This window comes from Accumulibacter sp. (genome assembly GCF_016789985.1).
In the GTDB taxonomy this organism is placed as follows: Bacteria; Pseudomonadota; Gammaproteobacteria; order Burkholderiales; family Rhodocyclaceae; genus Accumulibacter.
This window is the reverse complement of record NZ_JAEUOL010000054.1, coordinates 1-15,212: the sequence shown is the minus strand read 5'-3', so window position 1 is coordinate 15,212 and position 15,212 is coordinate 1. Positions and strand designations below refer to the sequence as shown.

At 63.4% G+C, this 15,212-nt stretch carries 11 protein-coding genes; 2 read left to right on the top strand and 9 right to left on the bottom strand.

The window, feature by feature from the left end:
* Positions 1 to 94 precede the first annotated feature (94 nt).
* The 3 genes from JNK99_RS03110 to JNK99_RS03100 all read right to left on the bottom strand — a co-directional run bounded on the left by JNK99_RS03110 (position 95) and on the right by JNK99_RS03100 (position 5,196).
* Positions 95 to 460: a hypothetical protein gene (locus JNK99_RS03110; RefSeq protein ID WP_291848472.1), complete on the bottom strand. Its 366-nt coding sequence runs from the start codon at positions 458 to 460 to the stop codon at positions 95 to 97.
* Positions 461 to 1,004: 544 nt separating this feature from the next.
* The gene (locus JNK99_RS03105; protein ID WP_291848469.1) at positions 1,005 to 2,510 is read right to left on the bottom strand and encodes a bifunctional aminoglycoside phosphotransferase/ATP-binding protein; all 1,506 of its coding nucleotides are present in this window, start codon (positions 2,508 to 2,510) and stop codon (positions 1,005 to 1,007) included.
* Between the two features lie 4 nt (positions 2,511 to 2,514).
* Positions 2,515 to 5,196, bottom strand: a complete 2,682-nt coding sequence (locus tag JNK99_RS03100; protein ID WP_291848466.1) for a cation-transporting P-type ATPase — start codon at positions 5,194 to 5,196, stop codon at positions 2,515 to 2,517.
* Between the two features lie 263 nt (positions 5,197 to 5,459).
* Here JNK99_RS03100 and JNK99_RS03095 point away from each other — a divergent pair, with 263 nt between their 5' ends.
* Positions 5,460 to 7,103 (top strand): NAD-binding protein, encoded by a 1,644-nt coding sequence (locus tag JNK99_RS03095; RefSeq protein WP_291848463.1) that lies wholly within the window; start codon positions 5,460 to 5,462, stop codon positions 7,101 to 7,103.
* A 56-nt stretch (positions 7,104 to 7,159) separates the two neighbouring features.
* On the opposite strand, the gene JNK99_RS03090 is transcribed toward JNK99_RS03095, so the two are convergent.
* The gene (locus JNK99_RS03090; protein ID WP_291848460.1) at positions 7,160 to 8,821 is read right to left on the bottom strand and encodes a CorA family divalent cation transporter; all 1,662 of its coding nucleotides are present in this window, start codon (positions 8,819 to 8,821) and stop codon (positions 7,160 to 7,162) included.
* A 50-nt stretch (positions 8,822 to 8,871) separates the two neighbouring features.
* Complete coding sequence (locus JNK99_RS03085) at positions 8,872 to 9,792, bottom strand: fructosamine kinase family protein (protein ID WP_291848457.1); 921 nt, start codon at positions 9,790 to 9,792, stop codon at positions 8,872 to 8,874.
* Positions 9,793 to 10,060: 268 nt separating this feature from the next.
* On the opposite strand from JNK99_RS03085, the gene JNK99_RS03080 reads away from it, so the two are divergent.
* Positions 10,061 to 10,378, top strand: coding sequence for a hypothetical protein (locus tag JNK99_RS03080; protein ID WP_291848455.1), 318 nt, complete (start codon positions 10,061 to 10,063; stop codon positions 10,376 to 10,378).
* A gap of 86 nt (positions 10,379 to 10,464) precedes the next feature.
* Here JNK99_RS03080 and JNK99_RS03075 read toward each other — a convergent pair whose 3' ends face one another.
* From JNK99_RS03075 to JNK99_RS03060, 4 genes are all read right to left on the bottom strand, one after another.
* Positions 10,465 to 11,910, bottom strand: coding sequence for a diguanylate cyclase (locus JNK99_RS03075; RefSeq protein WP_291848452.1), 1,446 nt, complete (start codon positions 11,908 to 11,910; stop codon positions 10,465 to 10,467).
* A complete protein-coding gene (locus tag JNK99_RS03070) occupies positions 11,900 to 12,985 on the bottom strand; it encodes a GGDEF domain-containing protein (RefSeq protein WP_291848449.1) in 1,086 nt (361 codons plus the stop codon). The genes JNK99_RS03075 and JNK99_RS03070 overlap by 11 nt, the downstream gene beginning before the upstream one ends.
* The gene (locus JNK99_RS03065; RefSeq protein WP_291848446.1) at positions 12,982 to 13,533 is read right to left on the bottom strand and encodes an EAL domain-containing protein; all 552 of its coding nucleotides are present in this window, start codon (positions 13,531 to 13,533) and stop codon (positions 12,982 to 12,984) included. Before JNK99_RS03065 ends, JNK99_RS03070 begins: the two co-directional genes overlap by 4 nt.
* Before the next feature lie 164 nt (positions 13,534 to 13,697).
* Positions 13,698 to 15,032 carry an MATE family efflux transporter gene (locus tag JNK99_RS03060; RefSeq protein WP_291848443.1) on the bottom strand — a complete coding sequence of 445 codons (1,335 nt, stop codon included), beginning with the start codon at positions 15,030 to 15,032 and terminating at the stop codon, positions 13,698 to 13,700.
* Between the last annotated feature and the right edge of the window lie 180 nt (positions 15,033 to 15,212).

The window sequence follows — 15,212 nt, the reverse complement described above, 5'->3', positions numbered from 1 at the left end:
CCATGCGCTACTGCTCCGGTGCAATCGGCACCGGCCACTCGTCTGCTAGGCCTCGGTCATGGGCAGGCGGGCAAAACGACTATTGCCTACCTTCTCAGCCCAACTTGACTGCTGCTGGTTCCTGGTCGTGCGCGCTCTCGTCGAAACCGGTCAGCTGTGACTCAAGTTCGTCGAACCCCGATGCTGCGTTTGGACTGAGGCGTGACAGACGCCTCATCAGGCGTTGCTGGGCGAAGGTTTGTGACGGGTCGGGTTTGCCCAGCAGGTACTCTGAACCCCGCTTGGTCGTTACTACCATTGAGTTGGCGTCGAGGCTGTAACCGGTAATTGGCGATGTCCGGATGTGCGATGAGGATGGAAAGCGCGGATTGCTGCCATAAACCCGCCCTTCGATGCACACCAAGGCTTCTCCGTCACGGGTGACGAGGTCGAGCATCTTCCAGTTGTTCAGGATATTCATGGCGCTGCCCCACTGTGTGCGAGACGCGAAGTGCCGAAGCAGGTACCCATTATACGCCACAAGCCGAACTTGTGGCGCCTGCCGTACGCTGAAGCAGGGCACCCGCGTCGTCCGTTCTTACGACCAACCGAAAAAGGAGTCATCTTGTTTGTTCTCTCAAGCCCCTGCAATAATCGTTCGAATGACACAGTCCGGGTTTTTCTCCGTGCATCGACCGCCCATCCCGGGAACTACCGGAGCAAGCAGGTTGTGGGCAAAACGAAACGTCGCCGGAGGCGACTGCCGTGTTGCTGAATATCTGCCGAGAACCGCCTCTTGTGGCGGTTACGGCCCTCAAGGTACCTCAAGCAAGAACTTTGCCATGTTTTCTGTGAAAAATTTTTTAAATTAAATTAGTTTGTTATGAATTTGATTTCGGGGTTTGGTCAGACTCGGTGTAAGATTTTCCGACAGGACAAACAGCCGCCCGTGAGTCGCTTTGGGGGGCGCCAGATGTTCACCAGACCCGCGCTAGCGGCGATCAAAGCGGTCCGGCTTAATGCCGCTAGGGCAAGCTCCGCAGCAGGTATTGGCGCTCGTCCGCCGTCAGGGTCTCTCTGCGGGCAAGTTGCTGCGCTAGGACATCGAGAGTTGCCTCGGACGCGCCATGGCCTTTGGCCAGGCGACCTCGGATACGGGCGCGGAGTTGCTCCGGTGTGGCCTGCGGTGCAACGATGGAGAACTCGGCGCCGGCCTGCGCGGCCAGGCGCCGGAAGGTCTGGCGCCGGCCGTGCTCGAGAAAGGCGGCGTCGACCGCCACCGACCAGCCGGCAGAAAGCAATTCCCGCGCCAAGTCTTGCAGCCGCTGGTAGGTGCGTTCGCTGGCTTGCCTGGAGTAGATGCCACCATCCACCGGTGAGCCACTGCTGGCGGTGGCAGCGAGCCCAAACAGTCGCTTGCGCTCGACATCCGAGCGCAAGAGCAGGGTCGTCGCCGTCTGATCGGCCAGCAACAGACGGCGTGCGGCTCGAGTCTTGCCGCAGCCGGCGACGCCGTGGGTGATGATCAGGCGGATGGCCGGTGGCGCCGCCAGGCGCTCGGCGAGGGCCAGGTAGTCGAGCGCCTGACCGGGTTCGGCGGCGGCCTGCCTGGCCCTGATGGCAGCAATCTTGGCGCGCACCAGCGCGCGATAGACCGCGTAGAAACGCAATACCTGCATCGCCGCATAGTCACCGCTGCAGCTCAGCCATTCGTTGAGCAACCAGGCGGCCAGGCCGGGCTGCTGCTGATCGAGCAGGTCGATGTAGGTAAAGGCGATCTCGCTGGCCACGTCGATCCAGCGCAGTTCGTCGCTGAACTCGATGCAATCGAACAGGGTTACCTGACCATCGATCAGGACCAGGTTGCCGAGGTGCAGATCGCCGTGACACTCGCGTACGCGTCCGCCGGCCTTACGGGCGGCGAAACACGGCGTCAGGCGGTCGAATTCGGCGCGCGTCCACTCGGCCAGTCGGGCAAGACGCAGGTGCAGTTCTTCGTCGTTCAGCAGGGCCGGCAGTTCGTCGAAGTTCTCCAGAGCCGGCGCCAGAACTTGCGCGGGCTTACCGAAAATGCTTCCCGAGGGTGCCGTCGCCGCTTCTTGGTGAAAGCCTGCGATCGTTGCGGCAAGGTCCGAGACTACCTGCCGTGGCAATTGGCCGCGCGCCAACAGGCGGTCCAGCCTGCCGCTCTCGGCAAAGCGATGCATCTTGACGGCGTACTCGACAGGGTGGCCGCTGCCGGCGATCTGTGGATCGTCCGGCGGGCCGGTGATGGGTACGACCGCCAGATAGAGTTGCGGTGCAAAGCGCCGGTTGAGCTGCAGTTCCGCCTCGCAGCACTGGCGCCGTTGTTCGAGCGTGCCGTAGTCGAGGAATGGCATGACGATCGGCTTCTTGATCTTGTACACGAAGTCGCCGGCCAGCAGCAGCCACGAGGCGTGCGTTTCGACCAGTTCAACGCGGGTCGCTCGGTCGGGATAGCGTGCCGGGTCAAGCAGAGTCTGGATCAGGGAGGGAAGGGCGAGGTTCATCGCCTCAGTCCGTGTGGAAACGACGCAGCGCTGCCTTGCGCAACTCTTCGAGGGCCCACATGAGCAGGGCACAGCCGAAAGCCAGCAACCAGGTGGCGCCGCTGATCGGCGAAGTTCCGAATAGCCAGTTGCCGGCCGTCGTGTGCAGAATGAACAGGATGACCGCCAGTTCGGCGAGGATGCCGAGTTGCAGGTAGGGATTGCCGCCGAGGCCGTATTCCAGCGACGACCTTCGTGGGTGGCGGCAGAGATAGACGTTGATCACCTGCATCACGACGATGGTTGTCAGGCAGGCCGAGGTTGCCTGGAGGTACAGGGGGTCCATCCGGTCGAGCAACTGACCATAGTGCCAGGCGGCGGCATGGAGGACGAAGAAGAAGGCGGTCATTGCTGCCGCAGCTTCGAGCACACCAAGAAACAGGTAGGCTCGCGCCAGCAGGCCCCACGACAAGAGCCGCTCGCCGCGCGCGCGTGGTGGCCGTTGCATGACCGCCGGATCGGGTTTCTCGGCACCCAGTGCGAGTGCCGGCAGCATGTCGGTGCCGAGGTCGACGGCGAGGATCTGGATGATGGTCAGTGGCAGCGGAATGCGGAACAGGACGAAGGCCAGATAGGGCACCAGTTCCGGAATGTTCGAGCTGAGGATGTAGGTCAGGAACTTCCGGATGTTTTCGAATACCGCGCGCCCTTCCTCGATCGCCGCCACGATGCTGGCGAAGTTGTCGTCGAGCAGGATCAGGTCGGCTGCTGCCTTCGCCACGTCGGTCCCGCCGATTCCCATGGCGATGCCGATGTCGGCGGCCTTCAGGGCCGGTGCGTCATTGACCCCGTCGCCGGTGACCGCGACGATTTCCCCCTTGTTCCGGAGGGCTTCGACGATGCGCATCTTCTGCTCGGCGGCGACGCGGGCGAACAGAATCTCCGGAGCGTCCAGCGCCAGTTGCAGCTGCGTCGGTGACATCAGGCGCAGTTGATCGCCACTGATCACTAGCGGATGGTTGCTCCCGAGCAAGCCGATCTGGCGGCCGATCGCCACTCCGGTGCGCGGGTGGTCTCCGGTGACCATGATGATCCGGATACCGGCGGCGGCACAGCGTGCGATGGCTTCCGGCACTTCGTGGCGTGGTGGATCCTCGAGTCCGATCAGTCCGGCCAGGACCATCTCCTGTTCCTCGGCCGGGCTGGTCTGCTGCTGGTCCATGGCGCGGTGGGCAAAGGCAAGGACACGCAGTCCGGCGCCTGCCATTTCGTCCTGTGCCGCCAGCAGGCGGGTACGGGTGGCCGGGTCGAGTGGTGCCAGGCCGGCGTCGAACTGGATGAAACGGCAGCCGGCGAGCACCGTCTCGAGCGCTCCTTTGCAGTAGAGCATGCGGCCCTCCGGCGTTTCGCAGATCACCGACATGCGTTTGCGATCGGTGTCGAACGCAATTTCGTCTATCCGCCGGAAGCCTGCGAGATCGCCGGCAAATTGGTGGCCGGTCTCGGCCAGCGCGATCTCCATCGGATCGCCATGCAGCGCCTGCCGACCCTGTTCATCGACCTTCTTCAGGTTGTGGCAGAGCGCGGTGTTGACGAACAGTGCACGGTGATCGTTGATGACTTGTGGCCGTCGAGCCAGTTCGGCGTGCGGCATGAACGCGCCGCCGACCCATAGTTGCTGTACCGACATGCGGTTGAGGGTCAGTGTGCCGGTCTTGTCGCTGCAGATCACCGTCGTCGAGCCGAGTGCCTCGACCGCCGGCAGGTGGCGTACCAGCGCGTTGCGCCTGGCCATGCGCTGGGTTGCCATGGCGAGCGACAGGGTGACCGTCGGCAGCAGTCCTTCCGGGACATTGGCGACGATGATGCCGATGGCGAACAGCAGATTCTCCCAGGTCGGCAGGCCCATCGCCTGACCGACGAAGAAGAGCAGCAGTCCCATGCCGGTTGCCAGGCAGGCGACGATGCGTGACAGGCGGGCGATTTCGCGCTGCAGCGGTGAGCTGGTTTCGCCGGCGGTTTGCGTCAGGTGGGCGATGCGGCCGAACTCGGTGCGCATGCCGGTCGCGTAGACCACGGCGCGCGCCTGGCCGGAAACGACCGAGGTGCCGGCGAGGACGATGTTTCTTGCCTGCAGCACCGATTCTTCGCTGCTCGGCTCGATGGTGCGTGCCTTGGCCAGCGATTCACCGGTGACCGTGGACAGATTGACGCGCAGGCCGAAGACTTCGGTCAGCCGGCAGTCGGCCGGCACAAAATCTCCTTCTTCGAGCAGGATGATGTCGCCCGGGACCAGTTCACTGACGAGAATGCCGACGATCTCGCCGGAACGCCAGGCCCTGACCTTTTGCGGCAACAACTGGCGCAGTGCCGCCACCGCCCGTTCTGCCTTGTACTCCTGCCAGAATGAGAAGACCCCGTTGATGACGATCACGCCGATGATGGCCATGCCCAGGCGCGCCATTCCCTGGCCCGGGTCGAAGTGCTCGGCGACAAAAGACAGAGCGGCGCCGATCCACAGGATGATCGCGAAGAAGTGGGTGAATTCCCGTGCAAAGCGCAGCAGCAGGTGCTGCTGTTCGACCTCCTCCAGCAGGTTGGGACCGAACTCGCCGAGCCGGCGTTCCGCTTCGGCCCCACTGAGGCCCTTCGCCGTGCTGTTCAGGCTGGCCAGCGCCTGCTCGACAGTCAGAGAATGAATGCGCAAAGGGTGAGCTTCCTGGTTCGGGACGGTCCAGCGCAGTACATTCCTCGTCTGTCGAACAACAAGGGCGGGGCGCGTGGGCGGTTTGGCACGGGGTCGTCCAAGATGACAATCTACACCCTTGGCGGCGACAAATCACTCGCGAGGCGTGTTTCGCCCCGGATTGGCGAGCTGGCATTCTCGATTTGACGTCCCTTTCGCGGACGAGGATACTTGGCCATGTGCCAATGATCCATCCGGCTAGCGAGTTTCCGGCGATGCGAAGAGTGACCCAAAGTCTGCGGCGATCCACCTGGCGCCTGCTTGGCCTTCTGGTCAGCATGCCGGCGGCGGTTGTTCTCTTCGGCATGGTTTTCATGCTGGCCTCAGAATACTTCGAGGACAAGCCGATCGGTTTCTGGGCCAGTCTGGAATGGGCTTCCGAAACGCTGACCACCACCGGCTACGGCGCCTACGCACCGTGGAGCCATCCAGTGATGATTGTCTTCGTCATCCTGACCCAGTTCGTCGGGATGTTCTTTCTGGTGCTCGTCTTCCCTTTCTATGTCATGCCCTACATCGAGGAGCGCTTCGAGGTGCGCCTGCCGCACCTGTTGCCTCCGATGAATGGACGCGTGTTCTTCTATCGCTACGGTCCGGCGATCGAGTCGCTGCTCGACGAGTTTCAGCGGACCCAGACGGCCTTCGTCGTTTTCGAGGAGGACATGGAACTGGCCCGCAATCTGCGCAACCGTGATTACGATGTGGTGTTCGGCAAGCTCGACGAAGAGCCCGGCGTACTGTCGGGCATCCACGCAGCGCGTGCCGTGGTTGCCAATGCCGACGATCACGCCAATGCGATCTGTATCCTGATCGCCCGGGAACAGGGCTTCAATGGTCCGATCTTCGCGCTGGCGGATGATCCGCTGTACCGGCCTCCGATGCTGCAGGTTGGCGCATCTGAAGTGTTTACGCCCTCGCATGTTCTGGCAGCGGCGCTCGCCGCGCGTGCCAGCAAGCGGATCAGCCCGCCGGCCGAGGGCATGCACCTGCTCGGCGGTCTGGTTGGACTGGCCGAGTTCCGGGTCCGGGCCAGCAGTCCACTCGCCGGACGGCGACTCGGTGACCTGCGTCTGCGGGTTCGGCATGGCGTCACGGTGATCGGACAATGGGTTTGCGGTCGTTTCACCACCGCCGGCGGGCCGGATACACGAATCGAAGCCGGCGGCATTCTGGTCGTTGCCGGAGCGCACGCCAATCTGGCGAAGGTGGAGCGTTTGGCCATCCCGATCCGCCGCAGCGGACCGATCATTCTCGCCGGCTACGGTGCGGTTGGCAGGAAGTTCGTCGAGATGCTGAGGGATAGCGGCGAGAGGACCATCGTCATCGATCAGCAAGACCTCCCCGAGGTGGACATCGTTGGCAACGTGCTCGAGCATGAGACCATGGAGCGTGCCAGCGTACGTTCGGCGAGCGCCGTGGTTCTGGCCCTGAGCAACGACAGCGAAGGCGTGTTCGCCACCGCCGTGGTGCGTGATCATGCGCCCGAGGTGCCGCTGATCGTGCGTGCCAATCGGGCCCAGAACATTCCTCGTCTGTACCAGGCCGGGGCCGATTTTGCCCTCTCGGTGGGTCAGGTGGCCGGGCAGATCCTGGCCTATCATCTGCGCGGCGAACAAGCAGTGGCCGTCGAGCATCGCCTCAAGTTCATCCGCGTGGCCGCCGGCGGGCTGGCGTGGGGACATCCGTGGCGTGATCGGGTGCGCGAGCGGACCGGCGCGGCGGTGGTCGCGGTCGAGCGCGGCGAGCGCGTCATCGTCGAGTTCGACAACTCATTTGTGGTGCAGCCGGAAGACACCTTGTTCGTTTGTGGAACGCCCGGCAGTCTGGAAAGTTACCTGCGCGAATTCGAGACGATGCTGGCTGGCTGACGGTCCGCTCGCCTCAACTGCGTCGGTGGCCCGGCCACGCCGGACAGTCCCCGCCGTCAACGCAAGCCCGTCGGGAGCTTCTTCCGCCAGACGGCGACCAGGGTGGCGAGCTTTTCGCGCTGCGACAGGCGCTCGTCGGACAGCGCTTCGAGGAAGTCCGACAAACGCTTCGATCTGACGATGGCGAAGCCGGTGAGCAGGGCCGAGAGCACGAAGACCAGTGCGAAGAAGATGAGCCGGTCGGACAGCGGGTCCTGTGCGGCATCGATCAGGTTCATGCCGAGAAAGCCGGTGCTGATGGTCGCAATCAGGCCGGCTGTCGTCACCACGGTCAGCCGCACCACCGTGTTGGCCTGCCGGCGCAGGCTGTCGCTGTCGAGGTATTGGCTCATGTCCTGGATCTCCTCGCGCAGCTCGTTGTACACCCGCTCGGTGCCAAGATGCTCGCGGGTCATGGAGAACAGTGCCCTCGCCTGTGCCTGGTCCGAGATCTCGTAGAACCAGTAGCGATGGGTGAAGCGCAGGAAGACTTCGAGGATCTCGCGAATGGCTCGCTTGAACCGTTTGACCGATTCGGCGTTGCCGATCTCGAGCCGGTTGAGCGCCGTCACCAGGCAATCGGAGAGCATCAGCAGTGCCGCCTTGTGGAAGTGCGGGATGAGCGAGAGAAGGAAGAACTGATGGCGAAACTGCCCGAGCAGACCATTCTCCAGTCCGGTGAAGTAGGGCTCGCGGGCGCTGCCGACCATGACGAAGGCGTGGCCGCAGGAGAGCAGCCGGGTGCCCGGCTGTTCCGTTTCCGGGTGCCAGTAACGGTCGTAGCAGAAGTGCGCTTCAAAGCCTTCGAGGTGCTGATCGGAATAGGGCAGCGAGCCGCTTTTCCCCGGCCCGCTGACCAGCACCAGGCGGGCGAAATCGCCACGGCTCAGCGTGCGCGGATCATCCATGGCCAGGTAGGCGAGCAGCGGCATGCGGTGATACTCGATCTGCCGGTAACGGACCAGACCATCTGCATCCGAGTGGTGCAGTACCAGGGGCCGCAGCAGAAATTCCCAGTGCGAGGCAATGCAGGGCGCGCGAAAGCGGCTGACGAAGGAGAGATATTTGCTGCGTTTCTCGTAATCCGATGCCGCCAGTACCCTGCCGTCCGGGGCAAGCCATTCGGCCAGCTTCAGGCAGTGGCCGCCGCTGCCATCCTCGTCCCAGTACGGCGGATAAGCACGGCCGAAACGGTAGAGCGTGTCCTGGACCTGCTTCAGCTCCAGGTTGTCGGCGGCGATCTCGACGGCAAGGATGACTACGTCGATGTCGTAGAAGAAATACAGATCGAGGTGGACGATGTCGAAGAGCAGGGGAGTCTTGCTTTCCTTGAAGGTCATGCGCACCTTGGCGACATCCTGACGGCGGAAGATGCGGATCGGTGATTCACCGTAGTGCGGGTTGCCTTCCTCGCTGCCGCCCTCGCCGTACAGGAAGCGTTGCACGTAGGGCAGGAAAGTGACGAACTCGCTGTAATGACGCTCGTGGAATTGCTCGGGGTCGCCGCTGAATTCGTCGGCCAGTTCGCGCCACGGGTTGTCGGCAGTCTCCTGGACCAGCAACTGGTAGTGATGCTGGAGCGTGCAGTCCTCCGGCAGTGGCATCAATTGCAGAGGCCAGAGAAGGATCTGCCGGAAGTGGCACACCCGCTGTTCGCGCTCCTTGGTGGTGACGTTCATCTTCTCCTCCCGGAAGAGTTTGCCGGCTGGGCGGACATTCCGCCGACGTTTCAGCGGCCGATTTCGGCAAGCAGCCTGTTGATCATCCGCTCGGCCTGGTTCAGGTAAGCGTTGCCGAACAGGTTGAGATGATTGAGCACATGGTAGAGATTGTATAGCGTCTTGCGCTGTTCGAAACCATCGGCCAGCGGCCAGGCTGCACGATAGGCTGCATAGAAGCTGTCGGGAAAACCTCCGAACAGCTCGGTCATTGCCAGATCGGCCTCGCGATCGCCAAAGTAAACTGCCGGATCGAACAGTGCGAGCTGTCCGGACTCGTCGACCGCGGCGTTGCCGTACCAGAGGTCGCCATGCAGCAGGCTGGGCGCCGGCTGATGGTCTACGAACAGCGCGGCGAGTTTTTCGGCCAGGCGCTCGCCGCTGCTGATCAACTGACTGTGCTGGCTGGCTCTTTTTGCCAGTTCAAGTTGTGGTAACAGGCGGCGGCGTGCGAAGAAGAAAGGCCAGGTCCGATGCGGGATGTTGGACTGCGCCGTGCTGCCGATGAAGTTGTCGCGTGGCCAACCGAATTCGGATCCCTGGATGCGGTGCAGCGCGGCCAGCGCCTGCCCCGCTGTAGCCCCCTGGCCGGGCGCACGCAAGGCTTGCAGCGGCAGGTATTCAAGCACCAGATAGGCTTGCCGGCCACTGGTGCCGTATCCGACGACGCGTGGTACGCGCACGGCGGGACATCTGGCCAAGGCACTCAGGCCGTCGGCTTCAGCCGCGAACATTCCGGCCAGCCTGGCGTCATTGAGTTTGACGAAAAAGCGCCGCCGGGCGCTCTCGACCAGCAGGGTGCGCGAGATCGAGCCGCCGCCGATGTCGCTGATCGCGTCGATGCCGATTGGCGAAGAAGCCGTGCCGCCGCTGATCGTCGCGCCCAGCACCTCACAGAGCATAACATCCAGGCCATGCTGGGCAGGATTCATGGTGACCCTTTCGGTCTTGTCGAAGGCTGTCGCCGTCATCCGTGTCAGCGGGCTTGCGGCGTGGCCTGGCGGATGGATCGCGTATCTGCGTGCGTCAGTGCCAGCGAGCAAGTTTACTCGCGTTGACGATTGTGTTGTGATAGCACCAATCCACCAGGAAGAACGCCGTCGCCCTGCGTGTGTGACAAGGGATCGGGTGCAGCGCTGAGCTTGGTGGAATCTCGTCCTCGTCAGAGCACGTACCATCAACCACAGGAGTCAAAGAGTCATGAAAATCCGTCTGCTCGCCATTTCTGCCTTGCTTGCCTTGACCGTTTCCGCCTGCGGCGACGATGCCGCCAAGAAAGCCGAGGCAGCCAAGGCCGAGGCCGCCAAAGTCGCCAAGGAAGCGGCGCAGAAAGCCGAAGAAGCTGCCAAGAAAGCCGAAACTGCGGCCGGTGCAGCGGTTGATGCCACCAAGGAGGTCGGCAAGGAGATGGTCGTCAAGGCTGCTGATGCCACCAAGGAGGCAGCCGATGCCACCAAAGAGGCCGCCGATGCCACCAAAGAGGCCGCCGACAAGGCCAAGGCGGCAGTCGGCAAGTAGCCGTCACCGCCGGCCGTCGAATCACTGCCGACCGCCGGAGGCTATCCGACTGTTTTCCACGGAGCCCGGCGGGTGGCGTGCGAAGGCTATTCGTCCACCGGGCCAAACGGTACGGGTTGCGCTGCCAGGTGGTCGAAAAACAGCCTGTCTGCTCCCAGCATGTGTTTGGTTACCACGTCATAAGCGAGGAACTGGAAGACGTCGCCGACTCCCTGCCTGCCGTTGCGGTACTCTTCTACCAGTTTTCCGGCCTGGCCGACCAGATTTCGATGCAGGCTGGCGTGTTGCGTGGCGGCCGGGAAGCCGGCAGCTTCGATGGCCGCTTCCTCGTCGCGAAAATGTTGCAATATGTCGGTGAACAGGCGATCAACGATTACGTTGACCTGCTCCATGGGACGCTCCGCGAGCATTGCCGAGAGTAGTTCGTTGGCGTCGGCGAAAAGTTGCTGGTGACCGCGATCAATCAGGTCATTGCCGGACTCGTAGGCCGGATGCCAGACGAGGTGTACGAGGCTGCTGGAAGGGTCATCGTCGGCACCGTCAGGACGCCGTGTTTCCGGAGCCACCTGAACCGCATTCCGGCCGCCGGACTTGGCCTGGTAGAGTGCCATGTCGGTGCGCGCAAACCATTCCTCCCAGCTTTCTCCTAGTTGGCATTCGGCGACCCCGATGCTGGTCGTGACGCGTCCCACGGAGGGGAAATTCGTCTCGGCAACTTTCCGGCGCAAGCGTTCGGCAAGCTGTGCGGCGGTTGAACGTCCGCTGCTCGGGCACAGCACGATGAACTCTTCGCCTCCCCAGCGGCACAGCGAATCGACGCTGCGCAACTGTCCCTGAAGCACTTCCGCGAGCCGGCGAAGGACGCAATCACCTACTGCGTGACCGTGTTGATCGTTGATCTGCTTGAAGAAGTCGATGTCCAGGATGAGCAGGCTCAGCGGGTGCCGGTACCTCCTCTGACGCTCCATCTCCTGGTGGAGACTCTCTTCCATGTGCCGCCGGTTCCAGACGCCGGTGAGCTTGTCGGTGCTGGCCACCTGTTCCAGTTCGGCCACCGTCTGTTGCAGTTGTCGGTTGGCTTCCTGCAAACTTGCGAGTTCCTCCTGCGCTGCCACGAAACCCTGCTGCGGGGAAGCCGCTTCCTGGAGCAGGGAGGCAATCGCCTGCAGTTCCCGCTTGGGGCCGAGGATAGGCAGCCTCAGCCACAGGCAGTGGCTGAGCTGGCCAGCGACCGTGAGCTCCATTTCGACTGCCGCCGAGGGCTCTCCGGCAACGATGCGCTGATCGCATTGTTCGAGCAATCGACAGGCGGGTGGTGGAAGGATTTCCTGCTCGGATTTCCCGGCCAGATGTTCGCCGTCCTGGCAGAGCAGCTCTTCCATGACCCGATTGGCCAGTCGATACCGTCCATCCAGTCCCTTGATGGCGAATCCGAGCTTCGCATCGGGTGGCATCAGCAGCGACATCAATCCCGACATCGGGATCATGAAGCATCCGACCGTCCGGTCGCTCTGCTCGGTTTCAGACGCCACGTTGCAGGTCCGTCTGGTCTCTCACGCGGGACTCGGCCGTTGGACGCTGGGCCAGGACGACTCGATTGCGCCCCTGCATCTTGGCGGCATAGAGCGCACGGTCGGCGCGGCTGACCAGATCGGTGGCCGACTCCTCGGCGATGTAGTCGGCGACTCCGATCGAAACCGTGATGTTGCCGATCAGTGCTTCCTTGTCACCGCTGCGTTTGATGCGGCTGGCGGCAACCCTTGCCCGCAGCGCTTCGGCCAGGCCAACCGCCCCGCCCCGCGGCGTTTCCGGCAGGATCACCGCGAACTCTTCGCCGCCGTAGCGTGCAGCGGTGTCCTTGCCCTTGACATTGGCGCGCAGCACTTGGCCGAGGTTGGCCAGCACCCGGTCGCCGAAAACGTGTCCCAGCGAGTCGTTGAGCCGCTTGAAATGGTCCAGGTCGATCATCAGCAGGCAAGGCCCGGGCGTTTCGGGTCTGACGTGCGCCAGACAGGCCGCCAGTGCCAGATCGAAGCCCTTGCGGTTGCTCAGTCCGGTCAGTGCGTCGATCAGTGCTTCCTCGCGGGCGCGCGCCACTTCGAGCCGCAGTTGCTGTGTTTCACGAGCGCTGTCCTCGAGGCGCGCCTGCAAGGTACTGATCGCTTCCTGCATCTGCCGGGTGCCGCGCAGAATGTCCGCCACACCGTTGTTGGCCGGGGGTTCGCTGGTCGCAGCGGGGCGCAGTACTGCCGCTGCCCAGTTTTCAAGCGAACTGCCGAAACGCGATGCCTGGTCGCCCGCCAGTGCTGCCGACTCGGCCACCTGTTCGACCAGATGGCCGACGCTGTCGCCGATGCGCAAGGCGGTGTTGGAGTCGAATTCGGAGACGTACCGGGAGTAAAGCGCGTAAGTGGTTTCATCGTCGAGTCGCGCATTGGTGCTGAGCAGGGCATCGATCTCGCTCTGCAGATTCGGGTTGAGCCCCGCCACGTATTCGTACCACAGCGCATAGCTTGCCGGGTGCAGGCCGGCTTCCTGCTGGGTCATGCGCTTCACGGCAAGGCGCAGATATTCGGCGCTCTGCGCGACACTGTGGCGATACCTCATTGGCGTTGTTCCTCCTGCTTCGTGTTGGTTCTTCGCTGCAGCACATTCCCATACGGCAGTATCTGGTTGACGGGTGCTCGTGCCGGCAGGACGATGTGATCCTGGCGCAGCAGGGGCCCGATGTTTTCGGCGGGCAGCGGACGACTGAACAGATACCCCTGCAGTTTGTCACACTTGGCCCGTCGCAGGTAATCGGCTTGCGCCGGATTTTCCGCTCCTTCGGCAATCACTTCAAGATTGAAGCTACGGTCCATCGTAATGATCGCGGCTGTGATGGCGCCATCAGCGGCGCTGCCGGGCAGGCCTCGGGCCAGTCTCTGGTCGAGCTTCAGCAGGTGATCGGGAAGCATTCGACGTAGGAGCGCGACAGTTTCCGATATACCCGCATCTTGCTCCATCAGGATGCCTGTAGTCAGCTCCAGCTCCAGCTCCAGCTCGAGCTGGTGGGCTCGAATTCCGGTCTGATCGATGATCGTCGCGCCGACATCGAGCAACACCGGTCCGGGGACGAACCCGGCGAGCAATTCGAACGCTTCTTCGCCACCCATTGCTGTGCGCACGGTGAAGTTGAACCGGCTCAGAGTTTCCTATTCCAGCAGGTGCATCACCCGGTCATCATCGACCACCAATGCTTGCGGTGTCTTTGCCTCCCGGGCGGCCCGCTGGCTCACCGGGTACCGAGCGAGCGCAGCGCCCGCCACGGAACGTTCGGCTACTGCCGCACTGCCCGCATGGCACGCTTGAGCAGCGCGGCGAGCAGCACCGCTGCCAGTACCAGGCTGAGCAGCGAGGCCAGCCAGAAGCCGGAAGCGCCCATCGGCTGCGCAGCCTTGAAGGCTAGCCACCAGCCTCCGAGCAGTCCCACTCCCCAGAAACAGGCGATGTGTACCAGCATCGGCGCGAGGGTGATGCGGTAGCCGCGCAAGGCGTGTGCGGCAATCGTCTGTACGGCATCGAACAGTTGATAAAAGGCAACGTAGCCGAGCAGGCCGAGGGCCACCACCTGCACTGCCGGATCGTCGGTGTAAGCGGCGGTGAGCGGCGCCGCGCTCAGCCACAACAACAGGCCGAGCAGTGCCGACAGGCCGCCGGCCAGGAGCAGTCCGGCGCTGATCGAATGTTCGGCACGCGGCCAGTCGCGTGCGCCGGCGGCTTGACCGACCTGAGAGAGGGTGGCGATGCCCAGCGCCAGCGGCAGCATGTAGCAGATGGCAGCCAGATTGGCGACGATGCGGTGGCCGGCAACCGTCGTCGCACCGAGTTGGGCGACGAAGAGCGCCATCAGCGTGAACGAGGAAATCTCGACGAAATGCGAGAAACCCATCGGCAGGCCGAGGCGCAACAACTGGCCCAGCGGCTTGCACCGCGGCAGTTGCCAGGCGGCGAACAGACGGTAGGGTCGCAGCACCGGCGAGCGGCGCAGGTGGGCTGTCGCGGCGAGCAGCGAGAAGCAACTGACTGTCACGTTCGATATCCCGCAGCCGAGCACGCCGAGTGCTTCACCACCCCAGGCGCCGGTTACCAGCAGAGAGGCCAGCAGGCCGTGCAGCAGGGTGTTGCCGAGGCTGATCAGCAGCAGCGGGCGCGGTTGTCCGAGTGCGTTGCAGAAGGCATGGAAGGTCCGGTAGAGCAGAATCGTCGGCATGCCCAGCGCCAGCAGCGCGAGATAGGCGCGGGTCTTGCTCTCGACCAGCGGATCGATGCGCGACAGGGCGAGCAGAGGCGCGGGGTGGAGGAGCAGGAGCATGCCCGGTCCGGCGAGCAGCAGAGCCAGCCATAGTGCCTGTTGCAAGACCGCGGCGATTTCCCGGTCGCGGCCGGCGCCGCGCAGGTGGGCGACGGTCGGCGCAACCGCCTGCAGAATGCCGGCCAGGGCAAAGACCACCGAGATGTAGATGCCGCCGCCGATCGCCACCGCCGCCAGGTCGTCGGTTCCGTAGTGGCCGAGCAGGGCGGTGTCGATGACCATCATGCCCATCGAGCTCAGTTGGGCGAGCAGCATCGGCGTTGCGTGCGCGAGAATCAGGCGGGACTGTTGAGCGAGCATCGTGTAGGGGTATCCGGAAAGACCGCTCAGCCTACCCGATTTACCGTGAAAGCCCATCGCTGAAGTGACGTGACCATGCCTGCCGACAAGCAGCATTGTTTGAACAGCCGCTGGGCCCGACCCCAGGTGTTCAGCGGCGAATCAGTGTGCGGCGCTGGCCGCTGGTGGGTTGTGGCTGGG